This is a genomic window from Haloarchaeobius sp. FL176, assembly GCF_024609245.1.
Taxonomy (GTDB): Archaea; Halobacteriota; Halobacteria; order Halobacteriales; family Natrialbaceae; genus Haloarchaeobius.
Genome location: NZ_JANJYH010000003.1, coordinates 318,357 through 339,614 on the forward strand (window position 1 = coordinate 318,357; position 21,258 = coordinate 339,614).

Below are 21,258 nucleotides of genomic sequence, written 5' to 3' on the forward strand. Positions count from 1 at the left end.
ATCCGTTCTCGCGGTCGACTGACGTGATGCCCTCCAGACGCACCTTCGTCGCCAGCGTCGCCGCGGCCTCCGTCACCCTCGCCGGCTGTGCCGGCTCCGGCGACGGGAGTGACCCGGCGGTGAGCGACGGGACGGACCCGACCGACGACGACACCGAACCCACGACACGACCCTCCACCGTCAGCCTCGACGTCGTCGACCCCACCGCGGTCGACGGCCCCATCCGCGTGCTCCCCGAGGGGCTGCGGCGCTTGCTCGCCGAAGCCGCCCGCGCGGACGGGGTGGTGCGTGGTCACTACCCGCTCTCGGTGAACCGGCCGCCGTCGCCGGACATCGTCGCGTTCGACCGGGTCGAACTGCGCGGCACCGACGCCGCCGACGGCACCTACGCGGTCGGCGTCCAGGCGGGTGGGCGCTACCAGATGCAGTTCCTGGCAGCACCCGCCGAGTCGGTGCCCGACGACGCGACCGTCGTCGACGGCAGCGAGCTGACCGCCGAGCAGCGCGAGTTCGTCCGGGCGGCGGCGGGCGACGGGGTCGTCGAGACCTACCCGGGGACGCCGGTCGGTACCTTCGCACGGACCGTCCTCGACGGGGGCTACGTCCGGCTCGACGGCACGGTGTACTCCGGGCGCGAACAGCAGCAGACCGACGCCGAGTTCTTCGCGAACCGGGTCTGGTACGTGCTCTCGCTGGAGCCGGTCGACGCTGACGACGCGGTGGTGCTCGACTGCACGCCAGCCGACCCAGGAGCGGCAGCACAGGTCGCCGAGCTGGTCGAGGACAGCGACGGGACGCCCCAGTACAATCCCGAGCCCTCGGACGGTCTCGTCAGGCTCGGCCGGGAGCTCGACGCGGTCTTGCTCCACAACCTGACGGCCAGGCTCTCCGTGGAGTAGGTAGGTTCGCCCGCGGTTCCTCGGAACGCTTTCGACCCCGGAGCGTCTCGCCGGGCGTATGGCCACTTCGCCCGTCGTCCTCGCGCTGGTGGCGATGCTCGCGTGGGGGCTCTGGGCCGTCCTCGCCGACGTCGCCACGCAGAGCACCTCGCCGACCGTCGCGATGATCGTCTCCTACCTCGTCGGCACGACCCTCGCCGGCGTCTACGTCCTCACGCGTCCGGACCCGGTCACGTACACCCGTGACGGACTCCTGCTCGCAGTCGCGGCCGGCGTCTTCTCCGGTATCGCGGCCGTCGCGTTCTACGCCGGACTGGAGCGCGGCAGTACGGGCGTCGTGACGACCGTCTCCGCGCTGTACTTCGTCGTCGCGGCGGCGCTGGGCGTCGTCCTGTTCGACGAACCCGTGACGCTCCAGCGGCTCGGGGGCGTCGGCTTCGCGGTCGTCGCGGTCGCGCTGCTGGCCAACTGAGCCGGTCGCTCGAACCCGTCATCGACACCGGTCGGTCTCGAAACCCACAAGTGCGAACTGCCCCTCGCTCAGGTAGTGCGCCGAAGATACCGGCGGGCCGCGGTCGTGCTCGCAGTGCTCTCGCTGCTCGTGCTGGCCCGCCTGACCGTCGGAGGCGACCTCCCGGGGCTCCTCACGGCCGTCGAGAACGACGTGCTGTTCGTCGCTATCCTCGCGGTCGGCTACCTCGTCCGGCCGTTCCTCGCGGTGCCCGTCACGGCGTTCACCCTCGTCGTCGGCTACCGGTTCGGCTGGCCCGGCCTCCCCATCGCGCTGGCCGGCGGCGTCCTCACCGCGCTCCCCGCGTACTACGGGGGCCGGTGGTACAAGCGCGACGACGGTGTCCTCGGCTGGCTCCGGCGCTCCGGCGACGAGATCTTCGACGCGACGGGCGACCTCCGGGGCACCATCGCCGGCCGGCTCTCGCCCGCGCCCGCCGACGCGGTGGCCTACGGCACCGGACTCGCGGACGTGCCGCTCGGGACGTTCCTCCTCGGGACGTTCATCGGCGAGCTCCCGTGGATTCTCACCATCATGGCGATCGGCGTCTCCGCGCGGAACGTCACCACCGGCAGCTCCGTCGACCCGCTCGTGCTCGTCGGGGCCGGCGCTCTCGCGCTCGCGCTGGTCGCCAGACCGCTGTACCAGCGGTACGTCGAGCGCCGCGCGTCGTAGGAACTATTAACTCGAATCCGCGTACAGTTCGCCACATGGCTTCCAATGCTCCCGCGCCCGGCTCCGACGACCCGCTCGGCATCCACGGGGTCGTCCCACCGACAGTGACGGCGTTCCACGACGACGAGTCGGTCGACTACGAGGGGACGGCGGCCCACGCCCGGTACGTCGTCGACGGCGGCGCACACGGCGTCTTCCCGCTCGGCACCAACGGCGAGTTCGCGATGCTCTCGGGCGCGGAACGCGACCGCGTCGTCCGCGCCGTCGTCGACGAGGTCGGCGACGAGGTGCCCGTCATCGCGGGCGTCGGCGCGCCCAGCACCCACCGCACGGTCGCCCACGCCGAGGCCGCCGCCGAGGCCGGTGCGGACGGCATCGTCGTCGTGACGCCGTTCTACTACCCGCTGGACGACACCGCCGCCGTGAACCACTACCGGCGCGTCTGCGAGGCCGTCGACCTGCCGACGTACGTCTACCACATCCCCTCGAAGACCGGCAACGAACTCTCCCTGGCAGCCGTCGACGAACTCGCCGACATCCCGAACCTCGTCGGCGTCAAGGACTCCAGCAAGGACGTACCGTGGCTCGGGCAGGCCATCGACGACCACCCCGAGCTGACGTTCCTCTCGGGCTCCGACTCGCTGCTGTTCCCCGGGCTGGAGATCGGCTGCTCGGGCATGGTCTCGGCGGTCGCCAACGCCTTCCCCGAACTCGTCGTGTCCCTGTACGAGGCCTACGACGCCGGCGACGAGGACCGCGCGCGGGAACTGCAGAGTCAGGTGTACGACGTGCGTTCGGCGCTGAAGCGCGGGCCGTACATGGCCGGCGTGAAGGCCGCGCTCTCGCTGCAGGGGTTCGACGCCGGGCCGCTGCGGAGCCCGCTGCGGCAGATGAACGACGGAGACGAGGCCGCGCTAGGGGAGGAGCTTCGGGAACTCGGACTGCTCGACTGAGTCGTCGGTATCGTTCCGGACGCGACCGGTATGCACCCTGTTCCGCCACTCGCCAGTGACCACAACTGCAAGCACGCCCCCGTTCGCTCGCAAGCTCGCTCGCCAGCCGCGCCGGTAGCGGGGTTTACATATATTGTAAACCCTCAGGCGAAGCCGAACCCTCAACCGGATGCCGTGCCTGCCACAGCGTCGTGCCGGTTGCGTCGACACCGGTTCAGCCGTTTCGGAACCGCTCGCTCCCGAATACGCCACCCTCGGGCGTCGCGTAACTCCTTTCCCGACGGCCGGTGTCCGTTGGGGTATGTTCACAAAATCGACGTGGATCCGACTGCCCCGGAACGTGGTAGTCGGGCACGGCGTCGTCGGCCGGACGGCGGAGGTCGTCGAGGACCTGCACCTGCAGGGACGACCGCTCATCGTGACGAGCCCGACCCCCCGCAAGCTGGTCGGCGACACCATCGAGTCGCAGTTCGCGGACTCGGCGGTCGTCGTGGTCGAGGAGGCGACGTTCGAGTCGGTCGAGCGCGTCATCGAACGTGCGGAGGCGACGGAGCCGGGGTTCCTCCTCGGCGTCGGCGGCGGGAAGGCGATCGACATCGCGAAGATGGCGGCCGACCACGTCGGCCTCGGCTTCGTGTCGGTGCCGACGGCGGCGAGCCACGACGGCATCGTCTCCGGGCGCGGGTCGGTGCCGGAGGGCGACACCCGTCACAGCGTCGCGGCTGACCCGCCGCTGGCAGTCGTCGCCGACACCGAGGTGCTCGCGGAGGCACCGTGGGAGCTGACGACGGCCGGCTGTGCGGACATCATCTCGAACTACACCGCGGTGATGGACTGGCGGCTCGCGAACCGGCTGAAGGACGTACCGTACTCCGAGTACGCGGCCGCGCTTTCGGAGATGACGGCGGAGATACTCGTCGACAACGCGGACTCGGTACGCCCGGGACTGGAGGAGTCCTCGTGGGTCGTGACGAAGGCGCTGGTCTCCTCGGGTGTCGCGATGTCCATCGCGGGCTCGTCGCGCCCCGCCTCCGGTGCCGAGCACCTGTTCTCGCATCAGCTCGACCGCGTCGCACCCGAGCCGGCGTTGCACGGCCACCAGGTCGGCGTCGGCTCCATCCTGACGGCGTTCCTCCACGGCGGCGACCGCGGCTTCTGGACGGACATCCGGGACGCGCTCCGGAGCATCGACGCGCCGACGACCGCGGAGGAACTCGGTATCCCGCCGGAGACGGTCGTCGAGGCGCTGACGACCTGTCACGAGATCCGCGACCGGTACACCATCCTCGGTGACGGCATGAGCGAGGAGGCGGCGTGGGAGACCGCCAGAAAGACGGGCGTCATCGAGTAGTCTACTCGCTCGCCGGCCCGACGTCGCCCACGCTCTCCTCTATCTCGTCGAGTTCGTCGAGCGCCTGTGAGCCCGAGCCGTAGCGTCCGAGCACCGCCAGGCCGGCGGGGCCACCGATGACCAGCCGGAGCCAGAAGGTCGCGACCCGGAACAGCACGACGCCCGCACCGACCCTGGTCACCGCGTCACCGCTCATCACGGTGACGAGCGCCGACAGCGTCGCCTCGACGCCGCCGAGGCCACCCGGGAGCGGAACCGCGGTCGCGACACCGGAGACCGTGACGGCGAACGCGGAGACCGACAGCGGCGCGGGGCTGCTGACCGCCGCCAGCGAGAAGCTCAACGCGGCGGCGGTGAACACCCACGCGAAGACCGCCGCGACGAACGACGCCACGACGGCCCGGGGATGTCTGGCGACGACCTCGCCCGTGTCGACGAAGCGGTCCAGACGTGCGCGGACCTGTCTCGGCTCGACGACCCTCCCAAGCCGCGTCGACAGGGACGCAGCCGTGGGGTGGACCGCGCCGGCGAACCTGAGCGTCGCACGCCGGAGGATGCCGGGCCAGATGGCAAAGCCCGTCACGACCGTGATGAGCACCAGCAGTCCGATGGCCAGAACGACGGTGAGCTGGATGATCCACTGCGGGACGGGACGCGTGAGCAGAACGAACAGCAGGCCGAGGCCGGCGACGAGCGCCGAGGCGACCGTCGAGAGGAAGCCCGCGACCGTCGTGGCGAGCAGCGTCCGTTCGATGGTCGCGTCGGAGTACCGCGAGACGACGTAGGCGATGATGGCCGCGCCGCCAGCGACGCCCAGAGGGAGCGCCTGTTTGACGAACACTGCGGCGAGGAAGAGGCCCGAGAACCGACGCAGCCCCGGTGCATCCGGAATCGGGCGGACGAGGGCGTAGATGGAGAGCCCCCAGGCCGCGATGGAGCCGAACCCGGCGAGCAGCGCCAGCCCGAACAGGAGCTTGTCGGCCGCGAGCACCCGGTCGAGCACCTGCTCCCAGCCGACGCCGACGGCGAGCAGGGCGACTACGACGAGGCCCGCGACGACACCCGCGACGATCTCCCGCAGTCCCATGTGGGGTCAGTCGCACGTGGGACACAAGAGCGCATCGGGTGTTCCACCGTCGACCGGAGCCCCGGTCCAGTGCGGGGCCGGCCTGGGTCGCCACGAGCAGGGGGTCTTTTGCCACCACGGACCCTTCTCGATTGATATGTCGGGTGATGCGACCGGGGAGCCGTCGTCTCTCGGTAATCTACTGTTCCTCGTCGGGAGCTTCTTCGCGTCGGCACTGGTCGCCGTAGCAGTCACGGAGGTGGTGGTGGCCGGGACTGCCCTCGGCCGCGGGACGCCAGTGGCCGTCCTCACTGTCGTCGCGTTCGTCGTCGCCTTCCTCGGGCTGTTGCTGTTCTACGACCGCCACTACCTCGGCGAGTAGCGGGCCGGAAGCACGGGAGTGGCCGAGACTGTCTGGGGGTCAACTGACACACTCCGGGACCCCGATCACTCAGGGACAGTCACTCGCGTCGAACGACCGTGGTTCCGAGCCCTGCGCCACCCGTCGGGTCACGCCCGACTCCACGTTCACCAGCATCGCAACCCCGCCGTAGCCGTGTGTCCGGTCGTGGCCGCGGACGACCACGCAGGGCACGTCGGCGGGAATCTCGACCGTGTCTGCCCTGGTGAACGGCTGCTGGGAGTGGGCGTGCAGCAGCTCGCGGCGGCCGAGCCGGCTCCCGTCGAGCCGTTCGACCTGCCACCAGTCCGCGTAGCCGTCCTCGCCGTCGTCGTCGTGGTGCAGCGTGACGTCGAACGTGTCCCTGCCGTCCTCGGCCTCGGCGTCGACGTCGACGACGTTCGCCTCGCGCAGGTCGCGGTCGCCCGGGCCGGTGCTGTCGGCCGCGCCGTCGGTCGTCCTCTCCGGAGCGGCGTCGTCCCCGTCCAGACAGCCCGCCAGCGCACCGAGTGTCGAGAGACCCGCCTGGCCGGCCAGCAGGCGACGGCGAGTGAGACGGCAGCGTCCATCCATCGCTCGTCCGTTCGGCCGCGGGCCTGTTAACGTCACTCTCTGCGTGCCAGCCGCCGGCCGCTCAAACGTGCTCGTCGAGGAACTCGGCGACAGCGGTGTGGGCTTCCACCTTGTTCTCCAGCTTCGTCAGGCCGTGGCCCTCGTCCTCGAAGACGAGTTCGCGGACGGTGACACCCTGTTCGCGTGCGCCCTCGACGATCTGGTGGGCCTCGCCGACGGGCACGCGCGGGTCGTTCTCGCCGTGGATGACGAACAGCGGCGACCCGATGGCGTCGACGTTCTCCATCGGCGAGATGGACTGGAGGAACTCGCGGTCCTCGTCCAGCGAGCCGTACTCGGCCTCCCGGAGCTCGCGCCGCCACTCGCCGGTGTTCTCGAGGAACGTGACGAAGTTGGCGATGCCGACGATGTCGACGCCGGCCGCCCAGCGCTCTGGCGACTCGATGAGGCTCGCGAGCACCATGAACCCGCCGTAGGAGCCGCCCATGGCGACGAGGCGGTCCGCGTCGACGGCGTCTTGATCCGCCAGCCAGTCGACGCACGCGTCGATGTCGGCGACGGAGTCCATCCGGTTGCGCACGTCGTCGAGGTGGCTGTACGCCTTCCCGTAGCCGGCGGAGCCGCGGACGTTGGGCTCGAAGTAGCCGTAGCCGCGGTTCAGATAGTACTGCTTGACAGGGTTGAACGACGGACGGCGCTGGGCCTCCGGGCCGCCGTGGATGGAGACGATGACCGGCACCGGGTCCTCTTCCGAGGCGCCGTCTGGGAGCGTGAGGAAGCCCGGCACTTCCAGTCCGTCGAAGCTCTCGACGTGGACGAGCTCGGGCTCGCGGAACGACGACTCGGGGATGCCCGCCGTCGCAGCGTACGTCCAGCGCTCGGTCGCGCCGGTCTCGGTCTCGACGACGTAGGCGTTCGTGTTCACGGCCGCGCCCGTCGCGGTGATAGCGAACCGCTCGGCGTCGGGCCCCCAAGACACACCGCCCGCGATACCGCCGGGGAGGTCCGGCGACGGGAACTCCTCGACCGCCGTCTCGCCGGCGAGTTCGCCGACGGTCAGCTCGGTGTAGCCGTCGACGTTGCGCGAGTAGGCCAGCCGGCCCGTCTCGTCGTCGAGGGACACCCCGTCGATGCTCCAGTCGCCGCCGTCGACGACGGTCTCCATGTCGCCGGTCGCGATGTCGAGGCGCGCGAGGGAGAGCGTGTCCGAGTCTTCGTCGGTACAGAGATAGAGCGCGTCGCCGTCGGGCCCCCACGACGCGCTGGTGTACCGGACGTTCCCCTCGTGGGGGGTGAGGTGGTCGAGGTCGCCCGTCTCGATGTCCAGCACGTAGAGGTCCTGGTCGTAGTTCGAGTACGCCTGCGAGACGAGCAGTCGGTCGTCTTCTGGGCTCCAGCCGCCGACGCTCAGCCACCCGTCGCCCTCGTGGACCAACGTCGCGTCGTCGCCCGTCTCGTCGCGGCCCTGCACGTAGATGTCGAAGACGGACTCGTCGCGGCGGTTCGAGGCGAACGCGAACCGCTCGCCGTCGTGACTCCAGCCGCCCCAGCGGTGCTTCGCGTCCGGGTGGGCGGTGAGGGCGACCTCCTCGCTCCCGTCGCCGCTCATCCGGAAGAACTGCATGCGCTCGTTGCCGCCCTCGTCCATCCCGTAGACCAGTTCGTCGCGTTCGGGCGACCACGTCGCGAAGCCGACGCGCTCGTCCTCGAAGGTCCGCTGGTGGGGCCACTCGCCCGCGCCGTCGACCGACCAGACCTGCGGCGTGCCGGTCGTGTCCATCAGGAAGGAGACGCGCTCGCCCTCGGGCCCGAACGACGCCCCGTAGGCGCTCCGGACGTTGAGGTAGCGCTCGATGTCGTATGGCATACCAAGCAGGTGGGCGTGACGGGGCTAATGGGTTCTGGTGGCGGAACCGCGGGCCGTGGTTGACCCTCTGGTCCAGTGAGACTCAGTGTGGGTTTGGTCGGCCCGAGAGCCGTGAGAACCGCCGAAACGAGAGTCAGTAGCAGTTCGGGTTGTAGTCCTCACCCGGGTCGGCGTGATGGTCCCGGACGGCCATCCCGGAATCGCTCAGGATGACGCGAACGCTGTGCAGGGATGGTTCCGCTGCGACCGAGCCGACGTCCATGGACTCTTCTTCGTTCCCCGAACTGATTTCGGCCCGGTACGTGTCGAACGGGTCCCCGTTGTCTTTGAATATCCGTTCCGACTCCGCTGAGACGGTGTCTGGCGGTGCCCGATACGTGTTCGAGAATAAAACTTGCCTTTCCCGTCCTGATTCACCACGAATTTCGACGTGTATTGTCCGCTCCGAGCTAGTTTGATTCTCAATTTGAATGTCTGGGACAGTATACCGTTCACTACACGTATTTGTCTCGATACTGGTTGTCCCCTGGCTGTCATTGGTTCCAATACAGCCGGAGATCAGTGGGAGACCGATCAGGGACAGGCGTAACACCGTTCTCTGGTCATGCTCTCCTCGTTGCTCTCATCGATGTTCACCTAGCGGAGCGATACTCGCCGGCATATTCTTTTTGCGACACGTCGTTAAAATGTCAAATACTGCCGCGACCGACGAGCGATTCGAACCCAAAAGACACTTTTGCGGGACTGTAATTACATCTAATTACATGAGCGAGTTTCCCGACTATCTCGACGTCGATTACACGGACGGCGAGGGCGAGACACCCGCGACCTACCCGTCCATCGAGCACAAGATCGAGAAGGCACTCGAAGTCACGAAGAAGGGTCTCGAGGAGTACGAGAACCCCGCCGTGATGTGGACCGGCGGCAAGGACTCGACGCTCACCCTGTACTTCGTGAAGGAGGTCGCCGAGAAGCACGGCTACGACCTGCCTACCACGGTCTTCATCGACCACTTCCAGCACTTCGACGAGCTGATGGAGTTCGTCGAGCACTGGGCCGACGAGTGGGACCTGGAGGTCGTCTACGCCCGCAACAGCGACGTGGGCGAGTACGTCGACGAAAACGACCTGACGCCGGGTGACGATATTCCCGTCGACGCGCTCTCGGAGCACAACCAGCACCACATCCGCAACATCCTCGAGTACGAGGAAGACACGTTCCCGTTCCTGCTCGACACCTACGTCGGCAACCACCTGCTGAAGACGGTGGCGCTGAACGACACGCTCGAATCGGAGAGCATCGACGGCATCATCTCGGGCATCCGCTGGGACGAGCAGGAGGCCCGCGCCGACGAGACGTTCTTCAGCCCGCGCCACGACCCCGACATCTACCCGCCCCACGACCGCATCCAGCCCATCCTCCAGTTCGCCGAGGCCGACGTCTGGGAGGCGTTCTGGCACTTCGTGGTGCCGGAGACGGTCGACGAGTTCCCGGACGAGGGCTACGTCCCGCAGGACTACGACGACCTGCCGAACGGGCTGACCCACGAGGACATCCCGGTCTCGCCGAAGTACTTCGAGGGCTTCCGCAGCCTGGGCAGCGAGGTCTCGACGGAGAAGGCCGAACAGGACCCCGCCTGGCTGCAGGACCTCGAGAACACGACCGAGCGCGCCGGCCGTGCCCAGGACAAGGAGGACCTGATGGAGCGCCTGCGCGACCTCGGCTACATGTAGACGCGGCTCGCCGACCACCCACTTCTGCGGTTCGTTCCACCCGTCGACGCTCGTGCAGCGGCGACGCACGCCCAGCGTACGATTAATCCGGCGCGTCCCGTCCAGTCACCCATGGTAACATATAGCACGCGCCGGCAGGTCCTCGCTGGCACCGGTGCCGCCCTCACCGCGCTGGCGGGCTGTCTGGACCCCAGCGCCGACTCGGATGGTGGCGGTATCACCGACGCCCCGGCGCCGAACCAGCTCGACGACCCCTCCGACGGTGGGTCCACCAGCGAGAGCGGCGACCTCCCGCTCGCGAACGAGTCCTTCGTCGTCGAGGAGTCGTTCGGGCAGCTCCGGGACTGGGTCCGCTCCGGCGGCCCGCCGAAGGACGGCATCCCCTCGGTCGACGAGCCGTCGTTCGAGTCGACCGACGACGTGGGCGACCGCATCGCCGACGGCGACCCCGTGTTCTCCGTCGTCGTCGACGGCGACGCCCGTGCGTACCCCCAGTCCATCCTGGTCTGGCACGAGATCGTCAACGACACCGTCGGCGGCGAGCCCGTCGCCGTCACGTACTGCCCGCTGACCGGCACCGCCGTCGGCTACCGCCGCGGCGGCGTCGAGCTCGGCGTCTCGGGCAACCTCCTGAACTCGAACCTCGTGATGTACGACCGCGGGACCGACAGCCGGTGGCCGCAGGTGCTCGGCACCGCCATCGAGGGCGAGCACGAGGGGCAGAGCCTCCAGCACGTCCCCGTCCGGTGGACCACGTGGGGAAGCTGGCGCGAGGCGCACCCCGACGGCCGGGTACTCACGCGCGACACCGGTTACGTCCGCGACTACGAGCGCGACCCCTACGGCTCGTACAACCCGCGGGGCGGCTACTACGCCCGCGAGAGCACGCTCTTCGACCCCGCGATAGAGGACGACCGGCACCCAACAAAGGACGTCTTCCACGGCGTGCGAACGGCGTCCGGCGCGAGCGCGGTCCACGAGCGACTGCTCCGTACGGAGCGCGTTGTCACCGGCACGGCGGGCGACGTGCCCGTCGCCTTCGTCCACGACGGCGTGCTCGACACGAACCACGTCTACCGGCTCCCGGGCGCCGATGCCGCCGTCCCGAGGCCCATCGACGGTGGCTACCGGCTCGACGGCGAGACGTACGCTGCGGGCGACCTGCCGCTCGACCCGGTCCAGTCCTTCGACGCGATGTGGTTCGCGTGGTTCGCGTTCTACCCCTCCACGGAGGTCCATGCCTGACCGACTCGCCCGTACCGGCCGCTCGCTCGGCCTGCTCGTCAGGCAGCGCGATGCGCTCGCGGTCTCGGTGCTGCTCGCGGCCGCGTACCTCGCGATATACCTCGTCGCGCTCGGTGACCTCTCGGTCCGGACCGGCCTGCCGGTCGAGGTCGGCACCGTCGTCGCCGACCCGGTCTCGCGGATGCTCGAACGGACCGGACCGTTCGCCTGGGAGGCCGTCGCGCTCGTCGACCTCGGCGTCGCTCGCTGGCTGGTCTCCCCGCTGAATATCGCCGTCGGCGGTGTGCTGGCGGCCCTCGTCGGTGCGAACGTGGGGCTCACCTACCTCGCGTGGCGCTACCCGCGGGCCTGTGGCGTCGAGCGCTCGCGTGGGGCCGGCAGCAGCGCCCTCGCGGCCATCCCCGCGCTCCTCTCGGGGACGGCGTGCTGCGGGCCGACCGTGCTCATCGCCGTCGGCGTCTCGGCGTCGGGAACGCTGCTGACGGTGTTCGAGTGGCTGCTCCCGCTCGGCGTCCTCCTGCTGCTCGCGAGTCTGCTCTACACGGGCGGCGGACTGCATCCGGCCGTCCGAACGACCGGATAGCGGGAGCGCCGCTACGCCTCGTCGAACAGGGTCTCCCCGTCGACCATGTGCTCCGCGACGGCGTCCATGTCGAGCGTGACGCCGAGCCCGGGCTCCTCCGGAATCTGGATGTAGCCGTCCTCGATGACGTCCTCCTCGACGAGCTCCTCCCACCAGCCCAGCTCGTAGGAGTGGTACTCGACGGCGAGCGCGTTCGGGATGGCCGCGCCGACGTGCGCGCTGGCCATCGTCGCCACCGGCGAGGAGACGTTGTGCATCGCGACGGGGACGTAGTACTGGTTCGCCACGTCCGCGACCTTCCGCGTCTCGCGCATCCCGCCGACCTTCGGCATGTCCGGCGCGACGATGTCGACCGCCTGCTCCTCGATGAGCCGGCGCTCCTCAGTCACGCGGTACCGGTTCTCCCCGACTGTGATGGGGGTGATGGTCGACTGCGTGACCTCCGCCTGCACGTCGAGGTTCTCCGGCGGGACGGGGTCCTCAAGCCACCAGACGTCGTACTCCTCGATGGCGCTGGCGAGCCGCTTCGCCGAGCCGCCGGAGAACGTCCAGTGGCAGTCGAACGCCACGTCCGCGCGGTCCTTCACGCGCTCGGTGACTTTCTCGACGATCTCGGCCTTGTGACGGATCTCGCCGGGGCGGAGGTGACGGTTCGCGCGGTCCTTCTCCAGTCCCGACGGCACGTCGAGGTCGAACTTCAGCGCGTCGTAACCCAGCTCCTCGACCACTCGTTCGGCCTCGTCGGCACAGGCCTCCGGGTCTGCCTCCGCCTCGGTGTGGCAATCACAGTAGACGCGCATCTCGTCGCGGTACTTCCCGCCGAGCAGCTGGTAGGCCGGCACCTCCAGGATCTTGCCGGCGAGGTCGTGGAGCGCGACCTCGATGCCGGCGATAGCGGTGACGGTGATGCCCTCGACGCTCCCCTCGCCGGACATCTTCTGGACGAGGTGCTCGTACAGCCGGTCGATGTCGAGCGGGTTCTCCCCGACGACGAACGGCTTCATGCGCTCGATGAGTTCGGGGACCCCAGCGCCCCAGTACGCCTCGCCGGTGCCGACGACGCCGGCGTCGGTGTAGATTCGCACGAGCGTCCACGGGAAGTTCCCGTCGACCATCGTCGTCTGCACGTCGGTTATCTCGACGTCCCGGCCGCCGCCGCGCTCGCGTGTCACGCCCATCGTCTCCGCGGAGAGGTCCCGCATCGTGTACTCCGCGTTCGGGTCGTGAAGCTCCGTGTAATCGATACCCATGCGAAACCTGTTTACTCGCTCCTTAGTAAAACTTTTCTCCGGCGCTTCGACAGTGTTCAGTCCGGATTGGGCTCCCCCTCCGCTGCGCACCCTACTCTTTCGGCTCTCGACGCTCCCACTCCTCGGGTGGCGTTCGAATCTCCGAGCTCTCCTTCGAGAGCACCCGGAGATACACCACGGCGATACCTGCCAGCAACAGCACGCCGGAGATGACAAGGTAGATGGCGATTGTCGCGGTCCGCCCCTCGACGACCAGCGCGAGCAGCACCAGCAGGAGCAGCCCCAGCCCCCCGATGGTCGCGAGCAGTCGCTTGAACCCCAGCACGTACTCGAAGAGGTCGCTCATAGCGGCGATTCGGCGCCTTCGGGTTTGATTGTTCGGTTTAAATTTCAGCACAGCGAGGACGGCAACCGCCGGCGAGGGACAGCTTGCTGCGCGTTCCGGAGCTGGTGACGGCCCCCGTTCAGTCGAGGCTCGCGAGGCAGTTCATCGCGTACGCGGTCCCCAGTAGTTCGGCAGACTTCCCGCGGTCGAAGACGAGTTCGTCGGTCGAGAGGACGTGTTCGAGCACGTCAGAGGACGCGTGGTTCGGTGCCGCAGCGATGCCGGCGTGGTTCTCCTCGGCCCAGCGCATCACCCGCAGGTCAGTCTTGGAGTCGCCCATGACGAGCGCGAAGGGGTCATCGACGCCGAGTACCTCGAGTGCGGCCTCGACGCCAGCGACCTTGTTGAGTTCGAGACTGGATATCTCGGCGGCATCGGCCTCGTAGTAGGCGACGTCGACGCGGTCGAACGCCTCGGCGAGCACCTCGGGGAGTTCGCCGAGGTCGCGTGCCTCGTACTCGCCCTCGCGTTCGAGCACGCCGCGGATCTCGGGGTCGGCGTCGGCGTAGTAGGCGCGAGCCCAGCGCACGGCAGCCTCCTCGTCGAGGTCGGCGTCGGCTGCCCGGGCGACCGCCGTCCCCAGGAGGTGGAGCTGGTAGACGAGCGCGGTGTCGATGATCTCGCGGGCGCGCTCGCTCCCGGTCTCGTAGTTTGGCTTGAGCGTGACGTTGAACTCGTTGCCCTGGAGGTGACAGCCGTGGCGAACTGCCTCGGGGGCCTCGGTCAGCGCACGGGCTCGCACGTCGTCGAACACCTCCCGGACGAACTCGTCGAGGCCCTCGTACAGCAGTCGCTTGGTCTCCGCGCCGTGACCGGGCGTGAACACGCCGTTGCCGGACTCGTAGACGATGCTCACGTCGCCCGAGTGGACGACCTCGCTGCCCAGCCCCTGGATCATGAAGCCCTTGACGTTCTCCAGGGTCTGGCCGGTGCAGATGACGATCGGGACGCCGCTCTCGTAGAACTCGGTGAGCCGGTGGAGCGTGTCCCGGGGGATCTCGTTGTCGGTGTTGCCGGCCGAGCGCAGGGTCTCGTCCACGTCGAGCACGAGGACGTTGATGGCGCGGTCGTAGGTCGAGAGGAGGTCGAGCGCGGTGAAGGCCTGGTCGCGGGTGGCGTGTGCGGCGACCTCGGCGAACGTCTCCCCCGGGACGAACGAGTCGCGAATCTCGCTCTTGCGGGTGTCGAGCTCCTCGCTGGCGTCCTGCCAGTGTTCGAGGGCGACCCGGGAGTCGACGGCCGGGAAGAGGTCGACGAACTCCTGGTACTCCCGGACGGCCTCCGTATCGAACTCGTCGTACAGTCTGTACAGCAGGTCGTATCGTTCCATGTGACTCCCATTGAGTGGAAGTGGTATGAAAGGGGTTGGGGGGGAGTGGGGAAAAACGGTGGCCGGTCAGTATGGCACGGGCCGTGACTGGAGTGGCTGTGGGTGCTGCCGGGGTCGGACTCGCGTCACAGGCGGTGACCGTCCACCGTACCTAATACTTTACTCGCAACAGAATAAATCTTTTGTCGCAGTAGGTCGTTGGGGGTGACATGCACGCAGTCGCAGTACGTCGTGATGGAAGCAGCCCCGAAGTGGTGGAGAAGCCACGCCCCGAGCCGGAGCCGGAGGAGGCGCTGATCCGCACGCTCCGGGTCGGGATCGACGGCACCGACCACGAGGTCATCGAGGGCACCCACGGCGGCTACCCCGCTGGCGAGGACCACCTCGTACTGGGCCACGAGGCGGTCGGCGTCGTCGAGGACCCGAACGGCACCGAGTTCGAGGCTGGCGACGTGGTCGCCCCCACGGTCCGCCGCACGCCGGCAAGCGGGACGAACGAGTACTTCGAGCGCGGCCAGCCCGACATGGCGCCCGACGGCGAGTACGTCGAGCGCGGCATCGTCGGCGCACACGGCTTCATGAGCGAGTACTTCACCAGCCCCGCGGACTGTCTCGTCCCCGTCCCGCGCGAGCTGGCCGACCTCGGCTTCCTGGCGGAACCGATCAGCATCTCCGAGAAGGCGTTCGAACACGCCTTCGCCTCCCGGTCAGCGTTCGACTGGGCCCCCGACTCCGCGCTCGTGCTGGGCAACGGGAGCCTGGGCCTCCTGACGCTCGCGATGCTCGACGGGAGCGAGCAGTTCGACCGATGCTACTGCCTCGGCCGGCGCGACCGCCCCGACCCCACTATCGACATCATCGAGGACCTCGGCGCGACGTACGTCGACTCGCGGGAGACCTCCGTCGCCGAGTTTCCGTCGGTCCACGAGCCCGTCGACCTCGTCTACGAAGCCACCGGCTACGCGAAGCACGCCTTCGACACCATCGACGCGCTCGCGCCCAACGGCGTCGGCGCGCTCCTCGGCGTCCCGACGGACTGGCAGTTCGAGGTCGACGGCGGCCGGCTCCACCGCGAGTTCGTCCTGCACAACAAGGCACTCGTCGGAAGCGTCAACTCCCACACCGGCCACTTCGGTGCGGCCATCGACCGGCTCGACGCCCTTCCCGACGCGTTCCTCGACGATCTCGTCACCGGCGTCTACGGACTCGACGAGCTCGACGCCGCTTTTGCGACCGACGACAGCACTATAAAAACCGCCGTCGAATTCGACTCTATATGAAGAACGTCGACGACCTCATCGAGAGCGCGGCGGAGCTGGCCGAGCACGGCCACTCCAAGGGCGAGATTGCTGACGAACTGAACGTCTCCCGGGAGACCGCCTCCTGGCTGGTCGAGCGCGCCGACGGGCCCGCGGCTCCGGCGACGACCGACACGACCGCACCCGCCGGCGGCCCGCAGGACATCCACGTCGACTGGTCCGCGGTCGGCCGCGACAGCTACCGCCTGGAGGCCGTCACCAGTGCGATGGCCGACCTGCTCGCGAAGCAGGGCGAGGACGTGGACCTCACCGTCGGCATCGAGAAGGCCGGAGCGCCCATCGCGACCCACATCGCCAGCAACCTCGACACCGACCTCTCCAGCTACGCCCCCAGCAAGCACCAGTGGGACGAGGGCGAACTGGACACCGACGTCGGTGGCTCGTTCTCCCGGAACTTCGCGCAGATCCGCGACCGCGACTGCTACGTGGTCGACGACACCATCACCTCGGGCACGACGATGACCGAGACCATCGAGGCCATCCAGGACGAGGGCGGCAACCCCGTCGCCGCGTGCGTCCTCGTCGACAAGCAGGGACTCGACGAGGTCCAGGGCGTCCCGGTGTACTCGCTGTTCCAGGTCATCTCCGTCGGCAGCGACGAGTAGCGCGGATATCGCTCCGCTCGGTCAGCCGGTCCGGCTCCTCGATGGCGAGCGTCTCCGGCAGCAACACCACCCGGAACCCGGTCGCTCGGGGTCGTCCAGGAGGTCGGCCACCTCGTGCAGGTCCGCACGGAACGACTCCCGCGTTCACCACTCCGTCGCGCGCTGCCGGAACGTCTCGGCGTCCAGCGCACAGACGATGGCGGGTTTCCGGACCACGCCGGCCTTGTCTGCCCGGGCCGTCGACTCCGGGTCGTGCGCGGGCTTCGCGACCGCGAACTCGCGGACGAACTCGTCGTCCAGAAAGTAGCCTCGCCGGTCGCCGTCGAACGCCGCGAACGTACTCATCGGCCTTCCGGCTCGCTCGAACAGCCCGCCCTCGTCCCCGTCCAGCAGCACGACGCGGCGGTCATCGCGGTACGGCCGGCCGTCCACGGCGCGCTTCGCGTGGGCGTTGTCCGGGTGCCGGACCAGCTTCTCCCGCTTCGTCTCCGGGTCGTCGTCGGCCTCGACGACCGTCACCCGTGAGACGCGGAACCAGCCGACGAGGTACCGGTGCAGCCGCCCGTCTTCGCCCTCCAGTCCGGCGTAGAAGCCCACTGCGTCGTCCCCGCCGGGCTCCAGCGCGGCCAGCCGGTTCACGTAGCCCGGCCGGTGCTCGCCGTAGGTCAGCGCGTGGAGGTTCGGGTCGTCGTGGGGCGGATACGCCGCGACGGCGTCCGGGTCGGTGACCGCGTCCGCGTCGCCGCCGGGGTCGGGGACCAGTCTGGCGAGCAGGTCGGCCATCGTCCCGTCCCCGTAGCGCAGCGGTCGGTCGCCGTACGGCCGGTCCTCGCTCGTTTCGCGGGTCTTCTCCGGAATCGGCAGGTACTCGAACTCGCCGTCCGGGCCGACCGTCGGGACCCTGGAGTCCCGCAGCTCGACGTTGGTGGTGTCGGCACCGATGCCACAGCAGACGACGGTCATCGCGGGCCCGGAGTGGTCACGAGTCGTTCACCGTGACCTCGAACTCGTCGCGGGCGACGGCGAGGCGGAACGTCGGCACCGTCGTGTAGACGACCTCGACGACGTCCTTGCGGCGGAGGGACTGGAGCGCGTCGCGCACCTCGTCCACGTCCGGGTCGAGGTCCGCGGTCTCGCGCAGCGTCCGCAGCACGCTGACGACGCTCTGGCCGTCTTCGTCCGGCCCGGCGAGACTGTCGAGGATGGCCGCCTGGAGCGCGGGCACACGGACGGCACTCGGCGTGCCACCGGGGTCGTCGCCGGCGGTGACGCCCGGCTCGACGTCGACGAGTTCGGCGGCCTCCTCGGTCGCCCTGATGAGGCTGTTGTCGTCTCGGAAGTAGTACTCCTTCAGCTCGCTTTCGAGGAAGCCGTGGACCTCGCTCCCGCTCTCCATCCCCCAGCGCTCCTGTAGCTCGCCGTTCTTCGTCGGCTGGAGCTCGACGATGTCGGCCAGACGCTCGCGCGCCTCCTCCGAGATGGTCATTGGGAGCCGCTACGGTCAGCCGCTATTTGGGCGTTCTGTCTCCCACTGCTTCGACACCATCCTCAAGGGGGCGGGCGTCGAACGAGCACACATGACACGGCGTGTGGAGTACGCACAGCTCGAGGCCGCACTCGACGACCTCACCTACCCGGTGCTCCGGCACGACGCCGCGGCGGACCTCGATGACGTGACGCTCGTGGTCGCCGAGGACGAGACCAATCTCGGGGCGCTCGTCTCGGAGACCGACAGCGACGCGTTCCGGACGCCGGAGGACCTGCTGCTCGAGCTGGAGGACGCACTCGGTGTGGCGGTCGAGGAGGTCCGTGCGCCCGGCACCGACACCGACGGCAACGAGCGGTAGGGCTCGCTCGAACTCGGGTGCCGGGCGCGGTCGTCCGCAAGCCACGCACGGTTGGCTCTCGTTTTTCACCGTCGGGCCCGTAGCGCAGTCCATGACACGCGAGCACGCCGACACGGTGACGGTCTACGCCGACTACGTCTGTCCGTTCTGTTACCTCGGACGCCACGCGCTGTCGCTCTATCAGGACACCCGCGAAGAGCCACTCCGGGTCGAGTGGCATCCGTTCGACCTCCGGGCCGCCCAGCGTGGCCCCGACGGCGAGCTCGACCTGAGCGTGGACGACGGGAAAGACGAGGCGTACTACGAGCGCGCCAGGGAGGGCGTCGAGCGCCTCCAGGAGAAGTACGGCGTCGAGATGAGCGTCGACGTCTCCCGCGACGTCGACTCGTTCCGGGCACAGCTGTTCTCGCGGTACGTACAGGAGCACGAGTCCTACGAAACCTGGCGCGCGCTCGACGAGGCGTTGCTCGCGGCGCTCTGGCGCGACGGCCGCGACATCGGTGACGCGGACGTCCTCGCCGACGTGGCCCGAGGCGTCGGGCTCGACGAGCGCGTGGTCGAAACCGCGCTCTCGGACGACGCGAACCGCGACGCACTCGCCGAGGATTTCGCGGCCGCGAAGGCCGCCGGCGTCACCGGCGTGCCGACGTTCGTCTCCGATGGCCACCAGGCCCGCGGTGCGGTGCCGCCCGAACAGCTCGAACGGCTCGTCGAGGGCGTCTGAGCGAGTCCGGCGAGGATAGCGGAGACTGGTCGGGTGGCCGGACAAGCGGGTCGCTTAAGTCCGTTCGCCGGCGAACGGACGGGTACGATGGAGTTCTGTGACGAATGCGGTTCAATGATGAAGACGGAGGGCGACGAGTGGGTCTGTGGGAGCTGTGGCTTCTCGAAGGCCCGCGACGCCCAGGCCGAACAGGCGATGGTGACCACGCAGGGTCAGGAGGAGTCCGAGGTCGTCGACGTCTCCGACGCCGAGAACAAGGGCCTGCCGACGACGGAGTCCCACTGCCCGAAGTGTGACAACGACGAGGCCTACTGGTACATGCAGCAGATCCGCTCGGCGGACGAGTCGGAGACGCGCTTCTTCATCTGCACCGAGTGCGAACACAAGTGGCGGGAGGACGACCACTAGCCGTACACGAGCGTCCACAGCGCACCGAGCCCGGCGAACACCACCGAGGCGAGCAACAGCCCCGCCCAGTTGAACGCGCTCAACGGGTAGCCCAGCCCCGGCCCGAGGACGAGGAGCGAAATCGCCAGCAGCGCCGGCGCGACCGTCGCGAGCGGCCGCCGTCCGTCCCGGCCCACCCAGCTGATTGCGACGAGACAGAGCCCGAAGCCGACGGCCAGCCCGTACACCACCGGGACGACACCGGCAGGGTCCAGCCGCGACCCGAGGTCCGACGTGATCGGCGTCACGAGAAAGACCAGTCCGAGCAGTCCCGACAGCGCGGCGAACGCGCGCCCGACGGTCTCGGGCGCGATTGGGAGTCCCGTGGCTTCGGTGGCGTCGCTCATAGCTGGAGTGTCGGCGGGGTGCGAGGAATGGGTTTCGTTCCGGCGGCGGTTCGTGTATCAGTGCGTCGCCCGGTACTCTCCGTGGGCCACGCCGATGGCCAGGCAGATGAGGCCGAACACGAGCATCGACGGTGTGACCATCATCAGGACCGTATCCGTCGTCATCATCGGCGCGACCACGAGCGCGACTGTACCGACTGCGACGAGCGCGATGAAGGCTGCGGCGGTCTTCGTCTGGTCGAGTTCCATACCCGGTTCTGGGGGCTGGAGGTAGATAATCAGTACGAAGCACGCAATCGTCGTTGGCGTGTCGGTCACTGTAACGGTCGGGACAGCCAGGGAGCCCCCGGCCGCTGGTGTGCGACAATGGGGACCCAAAACGCCGCGAGCGCGCCGACCGACGCCTACTCCGTCGGCCGGACCAGGTTCGCGAGCGTCACGAGCACGCCGAGCGCCCAGCCGACGGGCACCGAGACACCGAGCCAGAGCAGCACGTAGGCGACGCCCGTCAGGTCGTACTCGGTGCGCAGGTACTCGTTGATACCGCCGACGGCGAACACGTTGTCGAGGAACCAGATCGCGAGCGACTCGCTCTCGGCGAACACCAGCTCGCCGAGCGCGGGCGAGTAGAACGCGGCGACCACGGGCGGAAGGAAGACGGCGGTCGTTGCGAACGGGTACGCGAGCGCGACCGTCGTGCCGCGGCCGCCGACGCGGGAGAACCCGAGCGCGAGCGCGGTCGAGAGGGTGGCGACGCCGGCCGCGGCGACGACGGCGAGGAAGCCCGTGAACGTGAACCGAACCCACGCGGCCGCCGAGAGCGCACCCCAGAGCAGCGCGACGAGGAGCACGGTCCCGACAGCCCCCAGCGCGCCGGCGAGGTCGTCCAGCCGGTACGCGTTGTACCGGGCGACGACGCCGGCCAGCGCGAACGGGTAGACGAGCACGACGGCGAGCGCGCCGACGACCGCCCAGCCGTTGTACGCGAGCGTGCCGCTCGTCGTCTCCGGTTTCCACTTGCCCAGGACGGACCGGTCCGCGCCGCGTTGCCGCGGAAAGAACAGCTCCATCCAGGTCTCGTGCAGTCGCTTCAGGTCGACGCCCACTGCCCCGACGAACCCGGCCATATCACCTGCGTTCGGCCCCGT

26 protein-coding genes are annotated in these 21,258 nt (G+C 68.9%); 14 read left to right on the plus strand and 12 right to left on the minus strand.

The window, feature by feature from the left end:
• Nucleotides 1–26 precede the first annotated feature (26 nt).
• The 5 genes from NO978_RS07775 to NO978_RS07795 all read left to right on the plus strand — a co-directional run bounded on the left by NO978_RS07775 (nt 27) and on the right by NO978_RS07795 (nt 4,389).
• The gene (locus tag NO978_RS07775) at nt 27–899 is read left to right on the plus strand and encodes a hypothetical protein (RefSeq protein ID WP_257298982.1); all 873 of its coding nucleotides are present in this window, start codon (nt 27–29) and stop codon (nt 897–899) included.
• Nucleotides 900–957: 58 nt separating this feature from the next.
• Nucleotides 958–1,371, plus strand: a complete 414-nt coding sequence (locus NO978_RS07780) for an EamA family transporter (RefSeq protein ID WP_257298984.1) — start codon at nt 958–960, stop codon at nt 1,369–1,371.
• Nucleotides 1,372–1,446: 75 nt separating this feature from the next.
• Complete coding sequence (locus tag NO978_RS07785) at nt 1,447–2,085, plus strand: VTT domain-containing protein (RefSeq protein ID WP_257298985.1); 639 nt, start codon at nt 1,447–1,449, stop codon at nt 2,083–2,085.
• Nucleotides 2,086–2,120: 35 nt separating this feature from the next.
• Nucleotides 2,121–3,038, plus strand: a complete 918-nt coding sequence (locus tag NO978_RS07790; protein WP_257298986.1) for a dihydrodipicolinate synthase family protein — start codon at nt 2,121–2,123, stop codon at nt 3,036–3,038.
• 301 nt (nt 3,039–3,339) lie between these two features.
• On the plus strand, nt 3,340–4,389 hold the full coding sequence (locus NO978_RS07795; RefSeq protein WP_257298988.1) for an NAD(P)-dependent glycerol-1-phosphate dehydrogenase: 1,050 nt from the start codon (nt 3,340–3,342) through the stop codon (nt 4,387–4,389).
• A gap of 1 nt (nt 4,390) precedes the next feature.
• Here the strand turns inward: NO978_RS07795 and NO978_RS07800 are convergent, their stop codons facing one another.
• Nucleotides 4,391–5,476, minus strand: coding sequence for a lysylphosphatidylglycerol synthase transmembrane domain-containing protein (locus NO978_RS07800; RefSeq protein WP_257298989.1), 1,086 nt, complete (start codon nt 5,474–5,476; stop codon nt 4,391–4,393).
• Between the two features lie 136 nt (nt 5,477–5,612).
• Here NO978_RS07800 and NO978_RS07805 point away from each other — a divergent pair, with 136 nt between their 5' ends.
• A complete protein-coding gene (locus NO978_RS07805; RefSeq protein WP_257298991.1) occupies nt 5,613–5,837 on the plus strand; it encodes a hypothetical protein in 225 nt (74 codons plus the stop codon).
• A gap of 69 nt (nt 5,838–5,906) precedes the next feature.
• Here NO978_RS07805 and NO978_RS07810 read toward each other — a convergent pair whose 3' ends face one another.
• The 3 genes from NO978_RS07810 to NO978_RS07820 all read right to left on the minus strand — a co-directional run bounded on the left by NO978_RS07810 (nt 5,907) and on the right by NO978_RS07820 (nt 8,557).
• Nucleotides 5,907–6,428, minus strand: coding sequence for a hypothetical protein (locus NO978_RS07810; RefSeq protein WP_257298992.1), 522 nt, complete (start codon nt 6,426–6,428; stop codon nt 5,907–5,909).
• Nucleotides 6,429–6,489: 61 nt separating this feature from the next.
• Nucleotides 6,490–8,295, minus strand: a complete 1,806-nt coding sequence (locus NO978_RS07815) for a S9 family peptidase (protein WP_257298993.1) — start codon at nt 8,293–8,295, stop codon at nt 6,490–6,492.
• Nucleotides 8,296–8,428: 133 nt separating this feature from the next.
• Nucleotides 8,429–8,557 (minus strand): hypothetical protein, encoded by a 129-nt coding sequence (locus NO978_RS07820; RefSeq protein WP_257298994.1) that lies wholly within the window; start codon nt 8,555–8,557, stop codon nt 8,429–8,431.
• Between the two features lie 502 nt (nt 8,558–9,059).
• Here NO978_RS07820 and NO978_RS07825 point away from each other — a divergent pair.
• The 3 genes from NO978_RS07825 (at nt 9,060) to NO978_RS07835 (ending at nt 11,856) form a co-directional block, all read left to right on the plus strand.
• Nucleotides 9,060–10,028, plus strand: coding sequence for a phosphoadenosine phosphosulfate reductase family protein (locus NO978_RS07825; RefSeq protein WP_257298995.1), 969 nt, complete (start codon nt 9,060–9,062; stop codon nt 10,026–10,028).
• Between the two features lie 111 nt (nt 10,029–10,139).
• Nucleotides 10,140–11,273 (plus strand): DUF3179 domain-containing protein, encoded by a 1,134-nt coding sequence (locus tag NO978_RS07830; RefSeq protein WP_257298996.1) that lies wholly within the window; start codon nt 10,140–10,142, stop codon nt 11,271–11,273.
• Nucleotides 11,266–11,856, plus strand: coding sequence for a hypothetical protein (locus NO978_RS07835; protein WP_257298997.1), 591 nt, complete (start codon nt 11,266–11,268; stop codon nt 11,854–11,856). Before NO978_RS07830 ends, NO978_RS07835 begins: the two co-directional genes overlap by 8 nt.
• A gap of 11 nt (nt 11,857–11,867) precedes the next feature.
• Here NO978_RS07835 and NO978_RS07840 read toward each other — a convergent pair whose 3' ends face one another.
• From NO978_RS07840 to NO978_RS07850, 3 genes are all read right to left on the minus strand, one after another.
• Complete coding sequence (locus NO978_RS07840; protein WP_257298998.1) at nt 11,868–13,106, minus strand: mandelate racemase/muconate lactonizing enzyme family protein; 1,239 nt, start codon at nt 13,104–13,106, stop codon at nt 11,868–11,870.
• Between the two features lie 91 nt (nt 13,107–13,197).
• Nucleotides 13,198–13,452, minus strand: coding sequence for a hypothetical protein (locus tag NO978_RS07845; protein WP_257298999.1), 255 nt, complete (start codon nt 13,450–13,452; stop codon nt 13,198–13,200).
• 118 nt (nt 13,453–13,570) lie between these two features.
• Nucleotides 13,571–14,821: an HAD family hydrolase gene (locus NO978_RS07850; RefSeq protein ID WP_257299000.1), complete on the minus strand. Its 1,251-nt coding sequence runs from the start codon at nt 14,819–14,821 to the stop codon at nt 13,571–13,573.
• 209 nt (nt 14,822–15,030) lie between these two features.
• Between NO978_RS07850 and NO978_RS07855 the strand changes: the two genes are divergently transcribed.
• Entirely contained in the window at nt 15,031–16,101 is a 1,071-nt protein-coding gene (locus tag NO978_RS07855; RefSeq protein WP_257299001.1) for a glucose 1-dehydrogenase, read from the plus strand.
• A complete protein-coding gene (gene gfcR / locus NO978_RS07860) occupies nt 16,098–16,745 on the plus strand; it encodes a transcriptional regulator GfcR (protein ID WP_257299002.1) in 648 nt (215 codons plus the stop codon). Before NO978_RS07855 ends, gfcR begins: the two co-directional genes overlap by 4 nt.
• Before the next feature lie 144 nt (nt 16,746–16,889).
• Here the strand turns inward: gfcR and NO978_RS07865 are convergent, their stop codons facing one another.
• Together NO978_RS07865 and NO978_RS07870 are read right to left on the minus strand one after the other, a co-directional pair.
• Complete coding sequence (locus tag NO978_RS07865) at nt 16,890–17,708, minus strand: hypothetical protein (RefSeq protein ID WP_257299003.1); 819 nt, start codon at nt 17,706–17,708, stop codon at nt 16,890–16,892.
• A 16-nt stretch (nt 17,709–17,724) separates the two neighbouring features.
• Nucleotides 17,725–18,231 carry a DUF5797 family protein gene (locus NO978_RS07870; RefSeq protein WP_257299004.1) on the minus strand — a complete coding sequence of 169 codons (507 nt, stop codon included), beginning with the start codon at nt 18,229–18,231 and terminating at the stop codon, nt 17,725–17,727.
• 91 nt (nt 18,232–18,322) lie between these two features.
• Here NO978_RS07870 and NO978_RS07875 point away from each other — a divergent pair, with 91 nt between their 5' ends.
• The 3 genes from NO978_RS07875 to NO978_RS07885 all read left to right on the plus strand — a co-directional run bounded on the left by NO978_RS07875 (nt 18,323) and on the right by NO978_RS07885 (nt 19,724).
• Nucleotides 18,323–18,592, plus strand: coding sequence for a hypothetical protein (locus NO978_RS07875; RefSeq protein WP_257299005.1), 270 nt, complete (start codon nt 18,323–18,325; stop codon nt 18,590–18,592).
• A gap of 91 nt (nt 18,593–18,683) precedes the next feature.
• On the plus strand, nt 18,684–19,316 hold the full coding sequence (locus NO978_RS07880; RefSeq protein WP_257299006.1) for a DsbA family protein: 633 nt from the start codon (nt 18,684–18,686) through the stop codon (nt 19,314–19,316).
• 87 nt (nt 19,317–19,403) lie between these two features.
• On the plus strand, nt 19,404–19,724 hold the full coding sequence (locus tag NO978_RS07885; protein ID WP_257299007.1) for a transcription factor S: 321 nt from the start codon (nt 19,404–19,406) through the stop codon (nt 19,722–19,724).
• Here NO978_RS07885 and NO978_RS07890 read toward each other — a convergent pair.
• From NO978_RS07890 to NO978_RS07900, 3 genes are all read right to left on the minus strand, one after another.
• Nucleotides 19,721–20,110: a hypothetical protein gene (locus NO978_RS07890; RefSeq protein ID WP_257299008.1), complete on the minus strand. Its 390-nt coding sequence runs from the start codon at nt 20,108–20,110 to the stop codon at nt 19,721–19,723. The genes NO978_RS07885 and NO978_RS07890 overlap by 4 nt on opposite strands.
• Nucleotides 20,111–20,167: 57 nt before the next feature.
• Nucleotides 20,168–20,359, minus strand: coding sequence for a hypothetical protein (locus tag NO978_RS07895; protein WP_257299009.1), 192 nt, complete (start codon nt 20,357–20,359; stop codon nt 20,168–20,170).
• 155 nt (nt 20,360–20,514) lie between these two features.
• On the minus strand, nt 20,515–21,237 hold the full coding sequence (locus NO978_RS07900) for a hypothetical protein (RefSeq protein ID WP_257299010.1): 723 nt from the start codon (nt 21,235–21,237) through the stop codon (nt 20,515–20,517).
• Between the last annotated feature and the right edge of the window lie 21 nt (nt 21,238–21,258).

Bases quoted from the DNA above. Each gene is read 5' to 3' on its own strand.
- NO978_RS07880 (WP_257299006.1), top strand. From the start codon at position 18,684: ATGACACGCGAGCACGCCGACACGGTGACGGTCTACGCCGACTACGTC.
- NO978_RS07805 (WP_257298991.1), top strand. From the start codon at position 5,613: ATGTCGGGTGATGCGACCGGGGAGCCGTCGTCTCTCGGTAATCTACTG.
- NO978_RS07885 (WP_257299007.1), top strand. From the start codon at position 19,404: ATGGAGTTCTGTGACGAATGCGGTTCAATGATGAAGACGGAGGGCGAC.
- NO978_RS07900 (WP_257299010.1), bottom strand. From the start codon at position 21,237: ATGGCCGGGTTCGTCGGGGCAGTGGGCGTCGACCTGAAGCGACTGCAC.
- NO978_RS07895 (WP_257299009.1), bottom strand. From the start codon at position 20,359: ATGGAACTCGACCAGACGAAGACCGCCGCAGCCTTCATCGCGCTCGTC.
- NO978_RS07865 (WP_257299003.1), bottom strand. From the start codon at position 17,708: ATGACCGTCGTCTGCTGTGGCATCGGTGCCGACACCACCAACGTCGAG.
- NO978_RS07825 (WP_257298995.1), top strand. From the start codon at position 9,060: ATGAGCGAGTTTCCCGACTATCTCGACGTCGATTACACGGACGGCGAG.
- NO978_RS07830 (WP_257298996.1), top strand. From the start codon at position 10,140: ATGGTAACATATAGCACGCGCCGGCAGGTCCTCGCTGGCACCGGTGCC.
- NO978_RS07870 (WP_257299004.1), bottom strand. From the start codon at position 18,231: ATGACCATCTCGGAGGAGGCGCGCGAGCGTCTGGCCGACATCGTCGAG.
- NO978_RS07790 (WP_257298986.1), top strand. From the start codon at position 2,121: ATGGCTTCCAATGCTCCCGCGCCCGGCTCCGACGACCCGCTCGGCATC.
- NO978_RS07800 (WP_257298989.1), bottom strand. From the start codon at position 5,476: ATGGGACTGCGGGAGATCGTCGCGGGTGTCGTCGCGGGCCTCGTCGTA.
- NO978_RS07835 (WP_257298997.1), top strand. From the start codon at position 11,266: ATGCCTGACCGACTCGCCCGTACCGGCCGCTCGCTCGGCCTGCTCGTC.
- NO978_RS07810 (WP_257298992.1), bottom strand. From the start codon at position 6,428: ATGGATGGACGCTGCCGTCTCACTCGCCGTCGCCTGCTGGCCGGCCAG.
- NO978_RS07775 (WP_257298982.1), top strand. From the start codon at position 27: ATGCCCTCCAGACGCACCTTCGTCGCCAGCGTCGCCGCGGCCTCCGTC.
- NO978_RS07795 (WP_257298988.1), top strand. From the start codon at position 3,340: ATGTTCACAAAATCGACGTGGATCCGACTGCCCCGGAACGTGGTAGTC.
- gfcR (WP_257299002.1), top strand. From the start codon at position 16,098: ATGAAGAACGTCGACGACCTCATCGAGAGCGCGGCGGAGCTGGCCGAG.
- NO978_RS07820 (WP_257298994.1), bottom strand. From the start codon at position 8,557: ATGGACGTCGGCTCGGTCGCAGCGGAACCATCCCTGCACAGCGTTCGC.
- NO978_RS07840 (WP_257298998.1), bottom strand. From the start codon at position 13,106: ATGGGTATCGATTACACGGAGCTTCACGACCCGAACGCGGAGTACACG.
- NO978_RS07855 (WP_257299001.1), top strand. From the start codon at position 15,031: ATGCACGCAGTCGCAGTACGTCGTGATGGAAGCAGCCCCGAAGTGGTG.
- NO978_RS07780 (WP_257298984.1), top strand. From the start codon at position 958: ATGGCCACTTCGCCCGTCGTCCTCGCGCTGGTGGCGATGCTCGCGTGG.
- NO978_RS07890 (WP_257299008.1), bottom strand. From the start codon at position 20,110: ATGAGCGACGCCACCGAAGCCACGGGACTCCCAATCGCGCCCGAGACC.
- NO978_RS07875 (WP_257299005.1), top strand. From the start codon at position 18,323: ATGACACGGCGTGTGGAGTACGCACAGCTCGAGGCCGCACTCGACGAC.
- NO978_RS07815 (WP_257298993.1), bottom strand. From the start codon at position 8,295: ATGCCATACGACATCGAGCGCTACCTCAACGTCCGGAGCGCCTACGGG.
- NO978_RS07845 (WP_257298999.1), bottom strand. From the start codon at position 13,452: ATGAGCGACCTCTTCGAGTACGTGCTGGGGTTCAAGCGACTGCTCGCG.
- NO978_RS07850 (WP_257299000.1), bottom strand. From the start codon at position 14,821: ATGGAACGATACGACCTGCTGTACAGACTGTACGACGAGTTCGATACG.